A 20,126-nucleotide genomic window follows, 5' to 3' on the forward strand; every position below is an offset into this window, starting at 1 on the left:
CGGTCAGCCGGTGCGGCCGGTGCGGCGGCGTTCGCGGGCCAGGCCGAGGGTGATGCCGCCGACGAGCAGGGTGGCGCCCGCGACGGTCAGCATCGTGGAGAGGCCCTCCGAGCCGGTGGCGGCCAGGCTGCTGCCGGAGGAGCCGGGCGCGGCCGCGGGGGTGGTGCTGTGGCTCGCGGAGGGGGTGGCGCCGGGGGTGCCGGTCGGTGTGGTCGTGGTGGCGGTCGGGGAGGCGGTCGTCGTGCCGGTGCCGGTGCCGGTACCGCTCGGCTTCGGGGCCGGGGTGGCGGCCGGTGCGGTGGTGGGTGCGGTGGTCGGGCCGCCGGTCGGGGCCGGGGCGGGCGCGCTGCCGCCGCGGTCGGCGAGCTGCTGGGCGTACAGGCTGTCCGGCTTCATCGGGGTGCCGGTGGAGACCAGGACCCCGGTCTGGCGGCCCTCGACCGGGGTGCCCCGGGTGCCGAAGGCCCAGTTGTGGGCGGTGGGCGGGTTCTCCACGCCGTAGTAGCCGACGTTCGCGTTCCACATCACCTGGTTGGCGCCGGCCCAGCCCTGGCCCGAGCCCGCGTTGGCGCGGTTGGTGAGCGCGAGGTCGTCGCTCGGGCCGCGCGAGTGGAGCATGGTGATGTCGTCGTACAGGGTGCCGGTGGCCCAGCGCTGGTGCGGGCCGGCGTCCAGGCGGAAGCCGCCGGTGTTGTCCGAGGTGCAGTGCGAGAACACGTTGGGCCCGGCGACCCGGGCGCCGGTCAGCCAGGCGTGCACGTTGCTGCCGCTGACCTTGCAGTTGACGACCAGGCTCTGCTGCCCGTCGATGCTGTACGCGCCGGGCTGGGCGAACGGGGCGCGCTGGGGGACGGCGTGCTCCATGCCGGTGGCGCTGGTGTCCGTGACGGTGACCCGGGAGGCGGTGGCGCCGATCGAGCCGACGCCCGCGCCGAACCGGTCGGCGGCGATGTCCCGCGCCCAGGCGTCCTGGACGGCGGCGAAGTCCACGAAGCGGCCGGCGAAGTAGCCCTTCTCCTCGTAGCCGGGCGCGGAGACGAAGGCCGAGCCGTCGGCGCTGAACCCCTCCACCCCGACCCGGGAGATCCGGCCGGGGAAGTCGTACGCCCACACCTTGGCGTGGGTGTACTGCTTCTCCAGGGCGTTGGTCAGCGGGACGTCCAGGGTGACCTTGTCGCCGTCGATCGCGGTGACGGTGCGCTGGAACTGGAGGCCGTCGTTGGGGGTCCAGGGCTTGGACGGCGTGCCGTCCGGCCGGGGCGGGATGCGGTCCATGCCGACGGCCTTGATCCAGGCGTCCTCCTGGGGGCGCTGGACGACGATCTGCTGGCCGACCTTGAGGCCCGCCGTCGAGTCCAGGGTCAGCGTGGTCGCGCCGACCGGGACGTAGTCGTCGGTGACGGCGTGCTCGGCGCCGGTCTTCTGCGGCGCGCCCTCCCCGGCCAGTTGGACCAGCGGGCGGGGCTCGCCGGAGGCGACCAGCTTCGTACCGCCGGTGCCGCTGCCCGCGCCGCGCAGCACCACCCCGGAGGCCTTGATCCGCAGGGGCTTGCCGACCCGGAACGTCCCGGCCGACAGCTGGACGGCGCCGCGCAGCCCGTCCTGGCCGAGCGGCAGTGCGGCGACCTTGTCCAGCGCCTGCTGGATCCGGTCGGCGTCGTCGCCGGAGGCGGCCGGGTCCAGGGTGACGGCCGCCTTGGCGGTCGGCAGCGGCGCGGTGCCGTTGCGGTACCCGGCGTAGGAGAAGTCGGGGATCCGGTTGCCCTGGGCGTCGTGGCCGTAGACCAGCCGGCCGTCGGCGACGTGCAGCCAGTCCGTCCCGTCACCGGCCGGTGCGTCGGGCGCGACGGTGCCGGGGGCCGGGCGCGGTCCGGCGGCGAGGGCGGCCGGGGCGGCCCAGCCGACGGTCAGGCCGGCCAGTCCGGCGAGGGCGGAGACGGCGACGGCGGCGCGCAGGGCGGTTCGCCGGCCGGCACGGGCAGGGGTCATGGTCTCTCCTCGGTCGGGGCCCGGAAACGGGACGACAGGGTGAACGCCCCGACCCGGCCGGGCGGTTCAGTGCCACGCGCGGGACTGCGGAAATTTCCCGCCGTGGTCGTGAACCGCGGGTGGGGGTCCGTCCGTGCTCCGTGGCGGAGACGTCGGCGGCACGCCGTCGGGGCCTCCCGGGAAACGGGACAGCAGCGGGACGACAGCGGGACGACGACGGGAGCCGGGGAGCTGTGGTGGGCACGAGCCAGGACGAGAACGGCGGCGGGACGACCGGGTACCAACTGCCGACGGTGGCCTGGGGGATGGAGGAGGAGGCGCCGGAGGAGCTGAGCGGCTCCGCCGTTCCCGCCGGGGGCGTTGCCGAGGCCGCCGAGCCTGTTGCCGCGTCCGTCGAGGCGGCCGCGTCCGCCGTGGAGCCCGAGCCGGAAGCCCGCCCCGCCCCCGCCCGGCTCGGCGCGTTGAAGCGCGCCCTCACCCAGGTCCCGTCCCGGGCGGCGACGCACCTCGCCTCGGTCGCCCCCTCAGCCGCCGGCCCGGCCGCCACCGGGTCCGGCACCAGCGGGACCGACGAAGCCGGAGCGCCCCACCCCGCCGAGGAGCGCTCCGGCCGCCGCCGGGTGCCCCGCCCGGCCGTCGCGGCCGCGGCGGTCGGCGTGGTGCTGATGGGCCTGCCGCTGGTGATGGGCCACGGCGAGGTCGGCACCGACGCCGTCGAGCCGCTGGGCGGCACCGGCACCAGCCGCCCCGACGCGCCCGTCCCGCAGCCCGCGGGCCCCGGCACCCCGAGCGGGACTCCCGCCGCTGCGACCACCGGGCCCGCCACCCCGAGCGGTACGCCGACCGACCCGGCCGCCACCGCGCCTCCCGGCCCGCCCGCCCCCGGCACGCCCGAGCAGCAGCCCGCCCCCGGGGCCGTGGTGGCCGCCGGGGCGCCGCTCGACCGGGCCGCCGACCCGGCCCCCGCCGCCCGCAGCGGGACCGGTGGCGGCACCGGCAGCGGCACCGGGACCGGCACCGCCAACCGCCCGGCCGCCGGCCCCCAGCCCGGCACCGGCCCCGCCCCGCAGGGCCCCGCCGGGCAGCCCCCGGCCCAGCCGGCCGCCCCGCAGCCGGTGCCCCAGCAGCCCCAACAGCCCCCGCAGCAGCCCGCCGCGCCGAGCTACTCCGCCCTGGCCGGGCCTGGCTGCTCCGGCAGCGGCACCGGCTACCGCGAGAACGGCCACTCGGGCGGCTCCCGCGACTGGGTCACCAACCACGACGGCGGTACCGGCTGCGGCGGCGACTACACGTCGGTGCCGATGTCCGGCGACCGCAACAAGGACGACGAGAACTCGGTGTCCTGGACCTTCTCCACCGGGCCGGTCTCCTCCGGCAGTTGCCGGATCTCGGTGTACGTCCCGAACAACGGCGACCTCAAGGCGGTCGGCGGCGCCCCCGCCTACTACACCGTCCAGAACAGCGGCGGCGGTACGGCCGGCTCCTTCACGGTCAACCAGCCGCAGCACCGCGGCCAGTGGGTCGACGTCGGCACCTTCCAGCTCGGCGGCGGCCGGATCGGCGTCCAGCTGCACACCCGGGGTATCGACTGGGGCGGCACCGCGGGCGCCCACCTCGCCGCCTCGACCGTGAAGGCCGACTGCACCGGATGACCCGCGCCGCACCGGACGACCGCGCGCGGCCCGGGAGACCGGCCGAACCCGGGCGACCGGCTGCCCCCGGGCGACCGGCCGAGCGTACGAAGCAAGCAGAGCGAAGGGAAGGCGAGCCATGTCGCGCCATGTGCTGACGGTGTGCCAGGAGCAGGGGTCCGGCGGCACCTACCGCACGATCGGCGAGGCCCTGGAGGCCGCCCGCGCCGGGGCGGTGATCTCGGTGCGGCCCGGGCGGTACGAGGAGAACCTGGTGATCACCAAGATGGTCACCATCGCCGCCGAGGACGTCCGCGGCACGGTCCGGATCGCCCCGCGGCGCGGCTGCGTGGTCCAGGTGGTCGCCGAGGCCGTCCAGCTCACCGGCCTGGTGCTGCACGGCCGGGACGACGAGCTGCCCGCCGTCGACGTGCCGCGCGGCCAGGCCGCGCTCCAGGACTGCGAGGTGGTCGGCAACTCCTGGACGGCCGTGCTCACCCGCCAGCAGGGGGCGCTGGCGATGCGCGGCTGCCGGATCGTCAACTCGGCCGGCGCGGGCATCGTCGAGACCTCGACCGGCGCCAGCGTCATCGAGGACACCGTCATCGAGCACCTCGGCACCTCCGCCCTGGTGATCGGCGAGAGCGCCAACCCGGTCGTGCGCAACTGCGTGCTGCGCGACGCCCGGGGCAACGGTGTGTGCGCCAACGGCGAGGCCCGGGGCACCATCGAGGACTGCGAGATCTCCGCCACCGACAAGCCCGCCATCGCCCTGGAGGAGCACAGCACCACCCGGGTGCTGCGCACCGCCGTGCGCGACACCGCGCTCGGCGTCTACCTCAGCTCCGCCGCCCGGGTGGAGCTGGTGGACTGCACCGTCACCGCCACCACCGGCCACGGCATCGTGCTCGCCAACGGCACCGACCCGCTGCTTCGCCGCTGCCGCGCGGTGCGCACCCGCGGCCACGGCATCCACGTCACCGGGCGCTCGCGCGGCACCTTCGAGGACTGCGAGGTCAGCGGCGCCGAGACCGTCGGCGTGCACGTCGACGACTCCGCCGGACCGGTGCTGACCGGCCTCGCCGTGCGCGACTGCGGCGACACCGGGGTGGACCTCGGCGGGGAGAGCGCCGCCGAACTGGTCCGCCTGGAGGTCTCCGACGTCGGCGGCGCCGGGGTGCGGATCGGCGACGGCGCCAACCCGCTGCTGCGCCGGATCACCGTCAGCTCCGCGCGCGGCAACGGCGTCGAGGTGCTCCGGGACGGGCGCGGCCGCCTGGAGGACTCCACCGTGCTGGCGGCCGGCCGGGCCGGCGTGCTGGTCGAGGACGGCGCCAACACCTTCGTCGGCGGCACCACCGTGCGCGGCGCCGAGGGCGTCGGCGTCCAGGTCGGCGCGGGCGGCGTCGCCACCCTGCGGGACTGCGAGATCGCCGAGTCCACCGGGGACGGCCTGGCCGTCGACGACGGCGGCGAGCTGACCTGCACCCGGGTACGGGCCCGCGCCAACGGCCGGCACGGCATCCGGATCGGCGCCAGCGCCCGCGCCGCGCTCACCCAGCTGGAGGCGGCGGACAACGCGGCGGACGGCATCCGGGTCGACTCCACCGACGCCGTCCGGGCCACCGACTGCACCGTCACCGGCAACCGCGGCTCCGGCCTGCGCCAGACCACCCCCAGCACCCGGCTGTCGGTGGAGAGCCTGCACAGCCGGGCGAACGGCCACCCCGACGCGCACGGCTCGGCGAGCGCCTCCGGTGCCTCGCAGGCCGCCGCCGAGGTCGTGCCAGGTGAGGAGGGCGCACCCGTCGAGGCGGGCCAGGCCGTCCCGGCGCCCGTCCCGGCAGCCCCCCAGGGCCCGCTGGAGGTGCTGGAGGCGCTGGTCGGCCTGTCCGCCGTGAAGGAGCAGGTCGCCACCCTGGTCAACCTCAACCGGCTGGCCCGGCGGCGCGAACTCGCCGGCATGCCCGCCCTCCCGATGAGCCGGCACCTGATCTTCGCCGGGCCGCCCGGCACCGGGAAGACCACCGTCGCCCGGCTCTACGGCAGCATCCTGGCCGAACTCGGCGTGCTGCGCAGCGGGCACCTGACCGAGGTGGCCCGGGCCGACCTGGTTGCCTCGATCATCGGCGGCACCGCCATCAAGACCACCGAGGTGTTCACTGAGGCGCTCGGCGGCGTGCTGTTCATCGACGAGGCCTACACCCTGTCCGCCGGATCCGGCGGCACCGGCCCCGACTTCGGCCGCGAGGCCATCGACACCCTGGTCAAGCTGATGGAGGACCACCGCGACGACATCGTGGTGATCGTGGCCGGCTACTCGGCCGAGATGACCGACTTCCTGGCCTCCAACCCCGGCCTGGCCTCCCGGTTCAGCCGCACCGTCGAGTTCGCCAACTACGCGGTGGACGAGCTGGTCACGATCGTCGGGACGGCGGCGGCCGCGCACGGCTACCACCTCGCCGACGGCACCCGGGAGGCGCTCACCACGCTGTTCGAACGGATGCCCAAGGGCCCGGACTTCGGCAACGGCCGGGCCGCCCGCAAGGTCTTCGAGGAGATGGTCGACCGGCAGGCCACCCGCCTGGCCGGCCAGGCCGAGATCGCCGACGAAGACCTCGCGCTGCTGGTCGCGGCCGACACCGGGGAGCCCGAGGCCGCCCCGGCCAGCGCCGCCGACCGCGCCGAGATCCTCACCGAACTGCGCGCCATGGTCGGCCTCCCGGCCGCCAAGGAGCAGGTCGAGGACCTGGTCAACCTGATCACCCAGGTCCGCCGCCGCGAGGAGGCCGGCCTGCCGACCGCCGCGATCAGCCACCACCTGGTCTTCGCCGGGCCGCCCGGCACCGGCAAGACCACCGTCGCCCGGCTCTACGGGCGGCTGCTCGCCGAACTCGGCGTGCTGCCCACCGGCCAGCTGGTCGAGACCGCCCGCGCCGACCTGGTCGGCCGCTACGTCGGACACACCGCCCAGCTCACCAAGGAGGCCTTCGACCGGGCCCGCGGCGGCGTGCTGTTCGTCGACGAGGCCTACACCCTCACCCCGCGCGGCGGCGCCGGCAACGACTTCGGCCAGGAGGCCGTCGACACCCTGATGAAGCTGATGGAGGACCACCGCGACGAGGTGGTGGTGATCGTGGCCGGCTACGAGGACGAGATGCGCGGCTTCCTCGCCTCCAACCCCGGCCTGGCCTCCCGGTTCTCCCGGCAGATCGAGTTCGGGCACTACACCGACGAGGAACTCGTCACGATCGTCGGCCTGCACGCCCGGAAGGCCGGGTACGTCCTGGCACCGGACACCGTCGACGCCCTCACCGGGGCCTTCGCCGCGATGCCGCGCGACCGGACCTTCGGCAACGGGCGCACCGCCCGGCAGACCCTGGAGGGCATGATCACCCGCCAGGCGGGCCGGCTCAGCCGCCTGGACGTCTCGGACCTGGCCGACCTCAGCCTGCTGCTGCCCCAGGACGTGGCCCCGGCGCGTTCGGGCAGCGCGGCATGAGCGGCGGGTCGTACGGGCCGCACGGGCCGTACGGGGCGGCGGCGAAGGCCCGGTGGCGCGGAGCCGGAGTGGTGCTCGCCGCCGCGCTGCTGGTGGGCACCGCGCCCGCCGGCGCGGCGGCCGCCACGCCCGCCCCGGCGCCCACCGGCGGCCCGGACGCCCCGCCGCCGCTCACCCAGACCCGGCCTGACGTCCAGAGGAACGGCTGCCTGCCGCCCTCCGACCGGCCCGCCCCCGCCCCCGGCTGGGCCCGGGCGGAGCTGCGTCCCGAGGAGGCCTGGCCGGTGAGCCGGGGCGCGGGCGTGACGGTCGCGGTGGTCGGCTCCGGGGTGGACGCCGGAGCACCGGCCCTGGCCGGACGGCTCCAGCTCGGGCCCCGGCTCACCGGCTCCGGCGACGCGGGCCGGGACTGCGTCGGCCACGGCACCTTCACGGCCGGGCTGGTGGCCGGGCGCGCCGGGGCCGACGGCGGCTCCGCGGGACTCGCCCCGGACGCCCGGGTGCTGGCCGTGGCGGTCACCGACGACGCCGGCTCCACCACACCCGACCTGCTGGGCGCCGGGATCCGCGCCGCCGTCGACCGGGGCGCCCGGGTGATCGCGGTGGTGGTGCCCGTCCCCGGTCCGAGCGACGCACTGAGCGAGGCGGTCGGGTACGCGGCGGCGCACCGGGCCCTGGTGGTCGCCCCGGTGGGGCCGGACGCCCGGGGCGCGGGCAGCGCCGCCGTGTTCCCCGCCTCCTACCCCGGGGTGCTCGCGGTCGCCTCGGTCGGCCCGGGCGGCGCTCCCGCCGCCGTCCCGGAGGGGCGGGTGGACCTCGCCGCGCCCGGCGAGGGCGTGACCGGCCCCGGCCCCGGCGGCGGCGCGTTCACGGCCTCCGGCCCCGGCTGCGCCACCGCCTACGTGGCCGGCGCCGCCGCCCTGCTGCTGGCCCTGCGCCCGGAACTGACCCCGGAGCAGCTCACCCGCCGGTTGGAGGCCACCGCCTACCACCCGGGCACCGCGCTGCCGGACCGGGCCGTCGGCTACGGCACGGTGGACCCGGTGGCGGCCGTGACGGCCTCCTGGCCCACCGCCGCACCGGCCCCGGCCGTGGCGCCGGTGACGGTCCCCCCGGGGCCGGACCGCGCGGGCGCCCGGCGCGCCCTGGCGGTGGCGGGCGGCAGTGCGGGCCTGGTGCTGCTGGTCGGCCTCGGCGGGCTGACCGTCCGGCTCGGCCGCCGCAGGGCCGTCGGCGCGGGCCGGGCCCTCGGCAGGGGCTGAGGGCGCGTGGCGCGCCGTCCAACACCAGGTGCCCCATCGGTCACGAACCGCTGAACATTCGCGAGCACGTTATCCGTTCAACCATTCGACGGGAACGGAACGGCCCTGGTCCCACGGGCCGGGCGGACGGCGAGGCGGGATCCGATGACGACGGGGACGGCGACGGTGGCGGGCGTGGAGGCGGGGCGGGACGAGGAGGAGACGGCGCGGCGGCTGATCGGTGGCTGGCTGGCCGAGGACGCCGGACGGGAGGGCCCCGCCGCGGCGGCCGGGGACGGGCCCGGCCCGACCGGCTGGAGCGTGCCGGAGGCCCCCGCCCGGGACGTGGTGGCGGTGGCCCGAGGACTGGCCGTACGGGGCCTGCCCGCTCTGGGCCCGGGCGGACCGGCCCGGTCGGTGCCGGGCGCCGACGAACTGCTGCTCGCCCGGGTCCTGGTGGTGGACGAGCACCCGTCCGCTGCCGACTGGACCGAGCGCGAGCGCGCCGAACTCGGCGGCTGGGTGGCCGTCCTGATCCGGCGCTTCGGCGAGGCGGGCGTCCAGCGCCTCACTGCCGCCCTGGCGGCGCGGAGCTGATCGGAGCTGACCCGACCCGACCCGAGGCCTGACCTGCGCTGACCTGCGCCAACGGCCGCCAACGCGGACCAACGCGCGCCAACGCCGACCAACGTGACGGCCCGCCGAGGTCGTTGGCCGACCGTTGGGCGGAATTTGGCCGCTGCTGGAACGGTGATCCCGTCAGGGCGAGGCCCCGGGGACCACGCTGAGCAGCAGCCCCGCCGCTCCTCGCCGACGCCGTTGTACCGGAGCGAAGGATCAGAGCCGTGGCCGAGGAAGCCGCCGCTTCCCCCGAAGGCGCCCCCCAGGGCACCGACCAGCCCGCCCGGGGCCGCCCGACCCTGGACCAGGACACCCTGGCGGAGCTGTACCGCCTGCACGCCCCGTACCTGATGCGGGCCCTGCTGAGAGTCACCAGCGGTGACCGCGGCAAGGCCGAGGACATCCTCCAGGAGACCCTGCTGCGCGCCTGGCAGAACCCGGCCGCCATCCAGCGCGGCCTCGAACAGGCCCGGCCCTGGCTGTTCACGGTGGCCCGCCGGATCGCCATCGACCACTTCCGGATGACCACCGCGCGGGTCCGGGAAGTCGCCGACGACACCCCTGACGAGCACCCGGCCACCCACGACGCCTATGAACAGCTCATCGCCGCGCGCGACTTGGAGACGGCGATGGCCGAACTCCAGCCGCTCCACCGGGAGGTGCTGGTGGAGCTGCACCTGCGCGGCCGCTCGATGGCCGAGGCGGCGCAGGTGCTCGGCGTCGCGGTGGGGACGGTGAAGTCCCGCAGCTTCTACGCCGTACGGGCGCTGCGCCCGATCCTGGAGGCGCGGGGTATCGGCGTCGCGGTCTGATCGGTCCGTTCGGTCCGTTCGGTCTGAGCCGAGGTTGCCCGTTCGATCACCGCGATCCGCGCCGCGAGTTCGGCGGCGCCCCGGGTGTCACCCGACCCGGCGTGGAACTCCCGTGCCCGGCCCAGCCGTTCGGCCGCTTCGGCGGGGCGGTCGGTGGCCAGCAGGAAGTCCGCGAAACGCCGCTCGACCGCGGCCTCCAGGTGCAGTGACCCGCTGGCCCGGCAGCGCTCCGCCGCTTCCTGCCAGGCCTGTTCGGACTCCACCACCCGGCCCAGCAGGTGGAGGGCGTGCGCCTCGTCCGCGAGCGCGAACAGGTGGAAGGTGGAGTGCGGGTGCGCGGCGAGCAGCCGGCGGGCCTCGCTGGCGTGCCGCAGGGCGGCCGCGCCGTCCCCGGTCAGGGCGGCGAGGGTGGCGGCGTTGCTCAGGACGGCCGCCCCCGCCTGGTGCAGGCCGAGTTCGTCCAGTCGGCGCACGGTGGCGTCGGAGAGTTCGACGGCCTCGGCCAGGTTGCCGTGGTCGGCGAGGGCGGTGGCCAGCACCGCCATGGTGTAGATCTGGGCCGGTCCGTCGTGCGCCGCGGTCCGCCCGGCGGCGCGGCGGGCCAGTGCGAGCGCCTCGACCGGGCGCCGCCGGCCGCTGAGCGCCCGCGCGGTGGCGGCCTCCACCAGGGCGGTCGCCACCACGTCCCCGGTGCGGGTGGCCGCGGTGAGGCCGTGCCGCAGGCAGTCGAGCCGGTCGGTGAGCCGACCGGCCCCGAAGTAGAGGCAGTTGGCGAGGAAGGCGAGCCGCCAGGCGCGGTCGTGCTCACCCGCCCCGGTGGCCGCGGCCACCAGGGCCCGGACGGTCGGCTCCTCGGTGCGGAACCAGTCCAACGCGGCCCGCACATCCGGCAGTTCGGGCAGGACGGGCGGCGGGAACGCCACCGGCCGCTCGAACTCGGTGAGGTGCGGCTGGAGCCGGGCGGCACCCGCCGTCGCGGCGGCCAGGTAGTGGTCCAGCAGCCGGGCCAGCGCCGCGTGCCGCGCGGCGGGCGGATCGCCGTCGAGCAGCTCCCGGCCGTAGAGCCGGACCAGGTCGTGACGGCCGTAGCGGCCCGGGGCGGTCTCGGTCAGCAGGTGGTGGGCGGCCAGGGTGCCGAGCGCGCCGCGGACCTCGGCCGGCGGGGCCGCCAGCAGCGCGGCGGCGGCCGGCACGTCGATCTCCGGGCCGGGGTGGACGGCCAGCAGCGCGACCAGCCGGGCCGCCGTCGGCGGCAGCCGGCGCAGGGTCAGGTTGAGCGCGGAGCGCACGCTGACCCCGCCCTGGGCGTCCAGCGCGGGGAGCCGGGTGCGGTCGTCCTCGGCCTCGGCCACCAGGTCGGCCACCGTCCACGAGGGCTGGGCGGCCAGCCGGGCCGCGGCGATCCGCAGCGCGAGCGGGAGGTGGTCGCACAGCCCGGCCAGCCGCAGCGCGGCGGCGGGTTCGGCGGCGACCCGCCGTTCGCCCAGCACCTGGGCGAGCAGCGCCAACGCGTCGGCCTCCGGCAGGGCCTCCAGGCGCAGCAGCGCGGCGCCCTCGGTGACGATCAGGTCCTCCAGGGTGTGACGGCTGGTCACCACGGTGGCGCAGCGCGGACCGGCGGGCAGCAGCTCGCCGACGTCCTCGGCGACGCGCACGTTGTCCAGCAGCACCAGCAGTTCGCGCTCCGCGGTCAGGGCCTGGTAGAGCGCCGCGCGGCGGGCGTGCTCCTCGGGGATCTCGGCCTCGGCCAGACCGAGGGCCCGCAGGAAGCCGGCCAGCACCTCGCCGGGGGTGCTCGGCCGGGCCGGGTCGAAGCCGCGCAGGTCGCAGTGGAGGTGGCCGTCCCGGAAGCCGTCGGCGGCGGTGTGCGCCCAGCGGACCACGGTCGCGGTCTTCCCGGCGCCGGCCGCGCCCACCACGACGGCGAGGGCGTGGTCGGGGCGGTCGGGGCCGCAGGCGCGGTCGAGCCAGCGCAGCTCGGCCGCGCGGCCGACGAAACCGGCCGTACGGCGGGGGAGCGGGGCGGCGGGCCGGGGGAGTGCCGTCGGGGGGTGCGGCCGGTCCGGGTTCTGGGCCCGGGACGGGGTGTGGGCCCGGGACGGGGCGTGGGCTTGGTCCGGGGTCTGGGCCCGGGACGGGGTGTTGCTGCGGGCCGGGCCGCCGTCGGCCGGGGCCGGTTCCTCGGCCAGCACGGCCGTCAGGGCCGCCTGGAGCGCGGCGCCCGGGTGCAGGCCCAGTTCGGCCGCGAGCGCGGCCCGGGTGCGGTGGTAGCGGCGCAGGGCCTCGGCCGGGCGCCCGGCCTGGTGGAGGCAGCGCACCAGCAGGGCGACGGTCGGCTCCTGGAGCCAGTCGGTGTGCAGGTGCTGTTCGAGCGCCGGGACGGCGGCGGCCCCGCGACCGCAGCGCAGCAGGCGTTCCGCCCGGTCGTGCAGGGCCTGTTCGCGGACGCCGTCCAGCCGGTTGGCGTGGCCGCGGCGCTGCTCGGTGTCGGGCAGGTCGGCGAGTGCGGGGCCCTTCCACAGGTCGAGCGCCTCGCCGAGCAGGGCGGCCGCGGCGGTGTCGTCCGGTTCGGTCGCGCCGCGGGTGGTGAGGGCGGTGAAGCGGTGGAGGTCGACCGACTCGCGGTCGCCGTCCAGGAGGTAGCCCGGGGCCTGGGTGCGCAGGGTGAGTCCGGTGCCGTGCAGCAGCTTGCGCAGGGCGGCGATGTGCCCCTGGAGCGCGGCCCTGGCCTGGACCGGGGGTTCCTCGGCCCACATCAGGTCGTAGAACCGCTCGATCCGGACGCACCGGCCGAACTCCAGTCCCAGCAGCGCCAGGACCGCGCGGCGCTTGGCCCCGGTGATCGGCGTGGTGCGGCCGTCCGCGGCCGTGAGCTCGGTGGGTCCGAGCAGCCGAATGCGCATGCGCTCCCCAGGTCTGCCGCTCCCGGCAGGAAGACCGGGACGGGTCATTCAATCATCCTGTCCGACATATGAGTCTACGCGCGTCGATCAGGGGTGGTGATCACCCCCGGCAACGGCGGAGACGGCGTGGGCGCGGTGAGCGCCAGGTGAACTCCGGGCGAACCTTGAGTTCCGTCGGACGCTGGTCAGATGTGCTCGATTCCCAAACGTCCCTTGGTAGTTGTGTTGCTTTACCAATCGGTTCGGGGGCTTGGACGAAGATCGCCCCGGTTCGTATCCTCAGCCCGTTCCGTCATGTCCCCGGCACTCAGGGAGTGGGTGTGCGCGTCCGGCTGTTGGGCCGAGTCGAGCTCCGTTGCGAGCAGGGGCGCCCCGTCGCCCTGGCGGGTGCGCGCCGCAGAGCGGTGCTCGCCCTGCTCGCGAGCGAACTCAACGACCACGTCACCGTCGAGCGGCTGCTCGACACGGTGTGGGAGGGCGCGCCGCCGCCCACCGCCCGCGCCGCCCTGCACGGGCACGTCTCCGCCGTCCGGCGCAGCCTCGGCGAGGGCCTCACCCTGCTCACCCGCGCCCAGGGCTACGTCCTCGTCGGGGACCCCGAACTGGTCGACGCCGAGCACTTCCAACGACTGGCGGCCGCCGCCGAGGAGACCGCCGACGCCGTACGGGCCGCCGCACTCCTGCGTGAGGCCCTCGACCTCTGGGACGGTCCCGCCCTCACCGACTCCGGCTCGCTCACCCTGACCGCCACCACCGGCCGACGGCTCGACACCGCCCGTACCCACGCGGTCGAGCGGCTCGCCGAACGGCTGCTGACCCTCGGCCGGGGCGCCGAGGCCCTCGACGACCTCCAGGCCGTCGTCACCGCCGACCCCCGGCGCGAGCCCGCGGTCGCCCTGCTGGCCCGCTGCCTCCGACAGGCCGGGGACGGCCGTCCCGCAGATCCCGTCTCCATTTCCGCCCCTGTCCCCGTCCCCGCCTCCGTCCCCACCTCCGTATCCGGCCCCGGCGACGCCCTGCCCAGGCCCGGCACCGCCCTGGTCGGGCGCGCCGACGACCTGCGCCGCCTGGACGACGCCGCCTGCCGCGCCGACGGCCGGCCCGTGCTCGTCACCGGAGTCGCCGGGGCCGGGAAGAGCAGCCTTGTCCTGCACTGGGCCCACGCCGGCGCCGACCGCTTCCCCGACGGCCGGATCCACCTCGACCTGCGCGGCTTCGGAGAGGAGGAACCCCTCACCCCGGCCGCCGCCCTCGCCCTCCTGCTCACCCGCCTCGGCGTCCCGCCCGCCGAGGTACCCGAGGACCAGGCCCGGGCGGGCGCCCTGTTCCGGCGGCTGACCGAGGGTCGGCTGCTGCTGATCGTCCTCGACGGCGCCCGCTCCGCCGAACAGGTCGAACCGCTGCTGCCCGGCGCCCCCGAACCCGTCGTGGTGGTCACCAGCCGCTCCCGGCTCACCGACCTCGTCGTCCGCGAGGCCGCCATCCCGCTGCCCGTCGGCGGCCTGTCCGAGGACGAGGCCGTCGACCTGCTCGGCCGGATCGCCGGCCCCGAGCGGGTCGCCGCCGACCCGGCCGCCGCCCGTCGGCTCGCCGCGCTCTGCGACGGACTGCCCCTCGCCCTCCGGGTGGCCGGCGCCCGGCTCGCCTCCCGGCCCGCCTGGTCCCTCGACGACCTCGTCCACGAGATGTCCGACCGGACCACCGGACTCGCCGCCCTCGCCACCGGTGGCACCCTCGGCATCGCGGCGGCCCTCGGCCGGACCGTCCGCGCCCTGCCCGCCGAGGCCCGTCGGCTGTTCACCCTGTCCGGACTCCACCCCGGCGGGACCCTCGACAGCGCCGCCGCGGCCGCCCTCGCCGGTGTCCCCCGGGCCCGCGCGCGCGAACTCCTCGCCGAACTGGACGCGGCCCACCTCGTCCAGGAGGCCTCGCCCGGCCGCTTCCGCGGTGACCGCCTGGCGGGCCTCTACGCCGCCGAACTCGCCGCCGAACTCCCCGCCCACGACCGGGCCGAGGCCACCCGCCGCCTCCTCGACCACGCCGTCGACGCGGCCGCCGCGGCCCTCGAACGCCTCACCACCGCCGTCCCCACCCAGTGCCTCTCCGCGCGCGCCTTCGAAACCGCCGACCAGGCCCTGGAGCTGGCCCGCGGCCTGGTCACCGGCCTGGCCCGGCAGCTGACCGAACGTCCGGGCCCGGACCGGGTGGCGGACGGCGGGCCGGAGCGCATCCTCGACCGGCTGAGCCGCACCCTCGCCGAAGCCTGCCGCGGACCGGCCACCGGGCCCACCCCGACGGAGCCGCCCCACGGCCACACCCACACCGCCCCCGAGGGCGCCGAGGGCGCCGACCCCGGGGAGTGCGCCCTGATGGACCGCCTCCTCGCCGACCTCCTCCGCACCACACCCGTCGTCCGACGCACCGAGCCCCCCGGCGCGGGCCCGGCCCCGGCCCCGGCCGTCCCGGCGGACGCGCGGGCGCCGGGGCCGAGGCCGGGTCCGAGGCCGGGCTGAACCTCGGGTACGACGGCTCGCTACGGCCGTCCGCCCCGAGGCCACCCCTGGGCGTCGAAGACGGCGACCGGGTCGAGGTAGTCGCGCCAGTGCTTCACCTTGCGGTCCTCGACGGTCAGCACGGAGACGAAGTGGTTGTCGTAGGGCCGCCCCGTCGGAACCGACCTGCCGTGGACCGCGTACTCCAGCACCACCACCGAGGTCTCCCGGTCCCGGTGCACCCGGAGGCCGTCCGCGCCGTGCAGCTCCACGTAGTCGCCGTAGTCGCGGTACAGGTCGACGATCCCCTGGCGCCCCTCGACCCGCCGCGGGTACCCCGGGACGGTGATCACGAACTCGAAGACCACGTCCTCGGCCAGCAGGTCGTAGAAGTCCTCGCCGTCGACCAGGCCGTCCAGCCCCTCCTTGACGATCCGGAAGAACGGGCTGTTCGCCCCCACCAGGGGGGTGTCGTCACCGACGGTCCTGCTCATTGCGCCTCCGGGGGCCGGGTACGGGCGTGGTTCACGGCTCCATGCTCGCGGCTCGGGGGAGGTCTTCCCGGCGCGAATCGCCCGGTTCCGGCGGGCGGCTCGCGCGGGCCCGCCGCGATCAGCGGCCTGGCCCGGCGCCCGCACGCCCGTGGCCGTCAACCGGTGGCGGGCGCCAGGTCGTGGACCAGGAAGTGGAGTTGCCCGTCGTCCGTGGACTCCGCCCACAGCCCGTCGGCGTCCAGCACGGACGCCGCGACCATCCGGGCCTCGGCGACCAGCTCGGGACGGTTGTCGAAGCCCGGCCACGGCAGGACGGGGAAGTCGTTCTCCTCGCCGTACCGCCGGACCCGCTCGATGTCGCCGAGGACCGCGCGCGGCAGCGAGTCGTTCGCCCAGGACCACAGCCAGGACTGCTGGGCGAGGCTGACGCTGCCGATCATCGTGAGGCGGCCGGCGAGGAACACCTTCCCGGCGCGCGACCAGGTGATCCGCGCATCGTCCAACGACCAGTGGTACTGCACGTCACCCGACGGCCCGAAGCGGTCGACCATGAGGGCCTGCCGGGCGCGGGCACGTTCGCGGGCCGCGAGCACGACCTCCTCCCAGTCGGAGTGGTCATGCTTCGAGCGGTCGTTCACGGTGTCTCCTCGCACAGAACTTTCGGCGAGATCCTCTCATCCGGCGGGCGGGGGAGGGAGAGGAGGTGTCAGTGGCCTGCGGTTGACTGGTGCGATGGACGAACTCGCCGACCACCTCCACCGCGTCGACGCCCTGCTGGCCCGTCCGGCACCTGGCCTCGCCCGCCTGCCCGTGGCGACCGGGGGTGGCCTGGACGCCGCCCTGCGCCGCCTGGTCGAGGCGCTGCGCCCCCGCTGGGGGTCCTCGCGCACCCTGGCCACCGGCGGCTTCGTCGACCCCACCCTCGACGAGGGCCGCGGGCTGCCGTTGGTGTCAGCGTTCCCCGGGGGCGTGGTCGACCTGTGCGGGTGGGCGGTGGGCGGGCGCTGGGTCGGCTGCGGGATCGTCCGGCCGGACGGCGGGAGCGGCGAACCTCAGCTCCTCGTGCTGACGGCTCCCCGGGCGGACCCGGCGGAACTCGCCCTTCCCGCCGACTACTTCGAGGAGGATGACCGGGCCGAAGGGTCGGGCGCCCGCTGGGTGCGACGGCTCGCCGCGGTGACCGGCCGGCCCCGGTCGCGGCAGTGGTCCGTCGACTGGCCGTCGGCCGAGGCCGGGCTCGGCACCGCCCTGCCCGCCGACTACCGGCACTTGGTGGAGCACTTCGGCCCCGGCACGTTCGCGGGTTTCCTCGACATCTTCCTGCCCGGTCCCCAGCCCGGCTCCGACGATCCCTCCTGTCTGGTGAGGAACGCCCGAACCCTCGCCGAACTCGCCGCCGCCCACCCCGACATCGCCGCGGTCTACCACCCCTACCGGCTCCACCCCGCCCCCGGCGGGCTCCTGCAGTGGGCCGGCTCCGCCCAGGCCGACCAGTTCTACTGGCTGACGGAGGGCCCGGACCCGGACCGGTGGCCGGTCATCGCCCGCAACGAGGACGGCGACCACGAGGCCCGCTTCGACGGCTCCACCGCCGAGTTCGTCCACCGCCTCCTCACCGACCACCGGCACCCCTTCTCCATCGCGGAACTCCTCGACCACCGCGACTTCGAGCCGTACGAACCCCACTCCTCCTGCGAGGACGAGTGACGGCCGCAGGCCCGCCGCCCCAGCCCGGGCGTGCCGTCAGGCCGGGAGGGCGTCGAGCCATTCGGTCAGCAGGCGGTTGACCTCCGCGGGCCGCTCCTGCTGGATCCAGTGCCCGCAGCCGTCGAGGAGGTGGGCGGCCTCCAGGCCGGGCAGGGTGGTGGGGAAGGCGGCGATCGCGTCGGCCAGCCAGGTCGTGGAGGCGTCCAGCGCCCCACCGATGAACAGGGACGGCTGCTCGATCGGCGCGCCGCGGTACGGGGCGAGGTCCGCCCAGTCGCGGTCCATGGCGCGGTAGCGGTTGAGCGCCCCGGTCATGCCGGTGCGCTCGAACTCGCCCGCGTACACGTCGAGGTCCTCCTCGGTCAGCCAGCCGGGGAGCGCGCCCCGGGGGAAGCGGTCGCGCAGCCGGCCGCCGGCGCGGGCCAGGAAGTGCGGGTCCGGCTCGTCCCGGCCCGGCATGGTGTCGGCGGACAGGGCCGCGTAGAAGCCCGCGAGCCAGCCCCGGAGGTCGGATTCCATCTCCGCCTCGGCCCGGCCGGGCTCCTGGAAGTAGGAGACGTAGAACTCCTCCTCCTCGCCGCCCAGTTGGGCGAGGACCTCGCCGGGGCGAGGGCCGCCGGGCGGCGCGTAGGGGACGCTCAGCAGGGCGACGGCGCGGAAGACCCCGGGGTGCAGCAGGGCGGAGGTGGCCGCGATCCCGGCACCCCAGTCGTGCCCGACGAGCACCGCCCGCTCCTCGCCGAGGGCGCGGACCACGGCGACGTTGTCCGCCGCCAGGTCGACCATCCGGTAGGCGTCCGGCCCGGCAGGCGTGCAGGACCGGCCGTAGCCGCGCACATCGAGTGCCACGGCCCGGTACCCCGCCGCGGCGAGGGCCGGGAGCTGGTGGCGCCAGGAGTACCAGGACTCGGGGAAGCCGTGCAGGAGCAGCACCAGCGGTCCGCTGCCCTGCTCGACCAGGTGCAGGCGCCCGGCGGGCCCCTCGACGGTGCGGTGGTGCGGTTCGGCGGACGGCAAGGGGCGGTTCATCGCAACTCCTCGGTGAACGGGCGGGTGCGGCTGCCCACCGATCATGCGGCGCCGCGCCCGCCCGGCGCGAAGATCCTTGACATCCTGGCAAACTGGCAGGACAGGGCGTCGGCGACGGTACGACCGGAGGGGGCGGGCAGCGGTGACGGACGACCGTACGGCCGACGTGCTGGCGAGCATCGGCCCCCGGCTGCGGGCCGCACGCGAGCGCCGCGGGACCACCCTCACCGGCGTCAGCCGCGCGACCGGGATCGCCCTGAGCACGCTGTCGCGGATCGAGACCGGCCGGCGCCGACCGACCCTGGAGGTGCTGCTGCGGCTCGCGCAGGAGTACGGCGTCTCGCTCGACGAGCTGGCCGGCACCGCTCCCGCTCCCCCCGTCGGCACGACGACACGGCGGCGGCGCCCCGACGCGACCGACAAGTCCGTGCTGCCGCTGACCCGTTACGTGGGTGGCCTGCACGCCCACAAGCACGTCCTGCCCGCCGCCACCGCCACCGCCACCGCCGACGTCGACGCGCCACCGGCCCGGCCCCGGCAGTCCTCCCACGACGGGTACGAGTGGCTCTGCGTCCTGTACGGGCGGCTTCGGCTGGCCCTCGGCGACCAGGACCTGATCCTGGTCGCCGGTGACGTCGCCGAGTTCGACACCCGCACCCCCCACGGCGTCGCGAACGCCGGGACCGACGCCCCGGTCGAGTACCTGGTCATGTTCGGCCCCCAGGGCGAGGTCCTCCGCCCCCGCACCCCGCCCCTCGGCCGCACCGCCCACTAGCGGAGCGGCCTCCCGGCGGGCAGGTGCCGAGCGGGCAACGGCAGTTGCCGGCCCCGACCGGCAGGCGGGCAGGCGGGCGGGCAGGCGGGCGGGCGGGCGGATGCCGGGGCCTGGCGGGTTCGGTGCGATCATCCTCGGATGCGAGAGATCGACGAGTTGACCGAGGTGGACGATCCGGCGTGGCCCGAGCTGGCGGCGGCGATCGCGGCGGCGGCCGTGCCGGTGGAGGTGCTGCCGGTCGACCAGGAGGAGGGGCGCCGCTGCCTCCTGCAGTTGCAGGTGACGGCGCGGTCGGTGCTCGGCGCCCTGGTCCTGAACACGGGCGGGCTGCTGCTGGACGACGGGTGGGTGCGGGTGTTCGGCGGCGGTTCGGCCGCGGCCGGGAGCCTGCCGAGCCTGGGCCGGGTCAACGGGTTCCCGGCGGCCTTCGAGTCCGCCTGGCACCCCGCGGACGGTCTCGTCGTCGGCCACGACGCCGTGGGCGGGGTCTTCGCGCTGAACGGCCACGACCCCGCGGCGGCGGGCCGTCCGGGCGCGCCGGGGCAGATCACCTACTTCGCTCCCGACACCCTGGAATGGGAGGCCCTGGAGATCGGCCACTCGGCCTGGGTCTCCTGGCTGCTCTCGGGCGGTGCGGAGAGCTTCTACGACGGTGTGCGCTGGCCCGGTTGGCGGGCCGAGGCAGCGGCCCTGACCCCCTCCCAGGGGATCACGGTGTTCCCGTTCCTGTGGTCCGAGCAGGCCCAGGCGGACCTGGCGGCCACCAGCCGCCGGGCGGTGCCGATGCACGAGGTGCTCGGAGTGGCGGCCGACCTCGCCGGGCAGGCGGGGCTGACCGACCCGGGATTCCTCGGCGAGGTCTGAGGCGACGCGCCCACCTGCGCCGGCGGGCGTGAAGACGCCGCGGCCACATCCCCTTCGCACCGCACG

At 76.6% G+C, this 20,126-nt stretch carries 14 protein-coding genes; 9 read left to right on the top strand and 5 right to left on the bottom strand.

The window, feature by feature from the left end; all coding sequences use genetic code 11:
* Positions 1 to 3: 3 nt before the first annotated feature.
* Positions 4 to 1,989, bottom strand: a complete 1,986-nt coding sequence (locus ACFC1T_RS05920) for a hypothetical protein (protein ID WP_375884085.1) — start codon at positions 1,987 to 1,989, stop codon at positions 4 to 6.
* Positions 1,990 to 2,225: 236 nt separating this feature from the next.
* Between ACFC1T_RS05920 and ACFC1T_RS05925 the strand changes: the two genes are divergently transcribed.
* From ACFC1T_RS05925 to ACFC1T_RS05945, 5 genes are all read left to right on the top strand, one after another.
* Positions 2,226 to 3,641, top strand: a complete 1,416-nt coding sequence (locus ACFC1T_RS05925; protein ID WP_375884087.1) for a hypothetical protein — start codon at positions 2,226 to 2,228, stop codon at positions 3,639 to 3,641.
* Positions 3,642 to 3,759: 118 nt separating this feature from the next.
* Complete coding sequence (locus ACFC1T_RS05930; protein WP_375884089.1) at positions 3,760 to 7,122, top strand: right-handed parallel beta-helix repeat-containing protein; 3,363 nt, start codon at positions 3,760 to 3,762, stop codon at positions 7,120 to 7,122.
* Positions 7,119 to 8,384: a S8 family serine peptidase gene (locus ACFC1T_RS05935; protein ID WP_375884092.1), complete on the top strand. Its 1,266-nt coding sequence runs from the start codon at positions 7,119 to 7,121 to the stop codon at positions 8,382 to 8,384. The genes ACFC1T_RS05930 and ACFC1T_RS05935 overlap by 4 nt, the downstream gene beginning before the upstream one ends.
* Positions 8,385 to 8,528: 144 nt before the next feature.
* Entirely contained in the window at positions 8,529 to 8,960 is a 432-nt protein-coding gene (locus ACFC1T_RS05940; RefSeq protein ID WP_375884095.1) for a hypothetical protein, read from the top strand.
* A gap of 248 nt (positions 8,961 to 9,208) precedes the next feature.
* Positions 9,209 to 9,796 (top strand): sigma-70 family RNA polymerase sigma factor, encoded by a 588-nt coding sequence (locus tag ACFC1T_RS05945; RefSeq protein ID WP_375884097.1) that lies wholly within the window; start codon positions 9,209 to 9,211, stop codon positions 9,794 to 9,796.
* Here ACFC1T_RS05945 and ACFC1T_RS05950 read toward each other — a convergent pair.
* On the bottom strand, positions 9,736 to 12,699 hold the full coding sequence (locus ACFC1T_RS05950; protein WP_375884098.1) for a BTAD domain-containing putative transcriptional regulator: 2,964 nt from the start codon (positions 12,697 to 12,699) through the stop codon (positions 9,736 to 9,738). The two genes, ACFC1T_RS05945 and ACFC1T_RS05950, sit on opposite strands and share 61 nt — an antisense overlap.
* A gap of 320 nt (positions 12,700 to 13,019) precedes the next feature.
* On the opposite strand from ACFC1T_RS05950, the gene ACFC1T_RS05955 reads away from it, so the two are divergent.
* Entirely contained in the window at positions 13,020 to 15,212 is a 2,193-nt protein-coding gene (locus ACFC1T_RS05955) for a BTAD domain-containing putative transcriptional regulator (protein WP_375884100.1), read from the top strand.
* Between the two features lie 20 nt (positions 15,213 to 15,232).
* On the opposite strand, the gene ACFC1T_RS05960 is transcribed toward ACFC1T_RS05955, so the two are convergent.
* On the bottom strand, positions 15,233 to 15,685 hold the full coding sequence (locus ACFC1T_RS05960; protein ID WP_375884102.1) for a nuclear transport factor 2 family protein: 453 nt from the start codon (positions 15,683 to 15,685) through the stop codon (positions 15,233 to 15,235).
* Positions 15,686 to 15,840: 155 nt separating this feature from the next.
* A complete protein-coding gene (locus ACFC1T_RS05965) occupies positions 15,841 to 16,323 on the bottom strand; it encodes a DUF6882 domain-containing protein (protein WP_375884104.1) in 483 nt (160 codons plus the stop codon).
* Between the two features lie 94 nt (positions 16,324 to 16,417).
* Here ACFC1T_RS05965 and ACFC1T_RS05970 point away from each other — a divergent pair, with 94 nt between their 5' ends.
* On the top strand, positions 16,418 to 17,392 hold the full coding sequence (locus ACFC1T_RS05970; protein ID WP_375884106.1) for a hypothetical protein: 975 nt from the start codon (positions 16,418 to 16,420) through the stop codon (positions 17,390 to 17,392).
* A 36-nt stretch (positions 17,393 to 17,428) separates the two neighbouring features.
* On the opposite strand, the gene ACFC1T_RS05975 is transcribed toward ACFC1T_RS05970, so the two are convergent.
* Entirely contained in the window at positions 17,429 to 18,421 is a 993-nt protein-coding gene (locus ACFC1T_RS05975; RefSeq protein ID WP_375884108.1) for an alpha/beta fold hydrolase, read from the bottom strand.
* A 142-nt stretch (positions 18,422 to 18,563) separates the two neighbouring features.
* On the opposite strand from ACFC1T_RS05975, the gene ACFC1T_RS05980 reads away from it, so the two are divergent.
* Both ACFC1T_RS05980 and ACFC1T_RS05985 read left to right on the top strand, forming a co-directional pair.
* Positions 18,564 to 19,196, top strand: a complete 633-nt coding sequence (locus tag ACFC1T_RS05980) for a helix-turn-helix domain-containing protein (RefSeq protein WP_375884110.1) — start codon at positions 18,564 to 18,566, stop codon at positions 19,194 to 19,196.
* Positions 19,197 to 19,334: 138 nt separating this feature from the next.
* Positions 19,335 to 20,060: a DUF2625 domain-containing protein gene (locus ACFC1T_RS05985; RefSeq protein WP_375884112.1), complete on the top strand. Its 726-nt coding sequence runs from the start codon at positions 19,335 to 19,337 to the stop codon at positions 20,058 to 20,060.
* Positions 20,061 to 20,126: the final 66 nt, after the last annotated feature.

Source organism: Kitasatospora sp. NPDC056076, from assembly GCF_042266305.1.
GTDB lineage: Bacteria > Actinomycetota > Actinomycetes > Streptomycetales > Streptomycetaceae > Kitasatospora.

Coding starts and splice junctions, on each gene's coding strand:
- ACFC1T_RS05950 (WP_375884098.1), bottom strand. CDS start 12,699: ATGCGCATTCGGCTGCTCGGACCCACCGAGCTCACGGCCGCGGACGGC.
- ACFC1T_RS05985 (WP_375884112.1), top strand. CDS start 19,335: ATGCGAGAGATCGACGAGTTGACCGAGGTGGACGATCCGGCGTGGCCC.
- ACFC1T_RS05940 (WP_375884095.1), top strand. CDS start 8,529: ATGACGACGGGGACGGCGACGGTGGCGGGCGTGGAGGCGGGGCGGGAC.
- ACFC1T_RS05935 (WP_375884092.1), top strand. CDS start 7,119: ATGAGCGGCGGGTCGTACGGGCCGCACGGGCCGTACGGGGCGGCGGCG.
- ACFC1T_RS05970 (WP_375884106.1), top strand. CDS start 16,418: ATGGACGAACTCGCCGACCACCTCCACCGCGTCGACGCCCTGCTGGCC.
- ACFC1T_RS05975 (WP_375884108.1), bottom strand. CDS start 18,421: ATGAACCGCCCCTTGCCGTCCGCCGAACCGCACCACCGCACCGTCGAG.
- ACFC1T_RS05960 (WP_375884102.1), bottom strand. CDS start 15,685: ATGAGCAGGACCGTCGGTGACGACACCCCCCTGGTGGGGGCGAACAGC.
- ACFC1T_RS05920 (WP_375884085.1), bottom strand. CDS start 1,989: ATGACCCCTGCCCGTGCCGGCCGGCGAACCGCCCTGCGCGCCGCCGTC.
- ACFC1T_RS05930 (WP_375884089.1), top strand. CDS start 3,760: ATGTCGCGCCATGTGCTGACGGTGTGCCAGGAGCAGGGGTCCGGCGGC.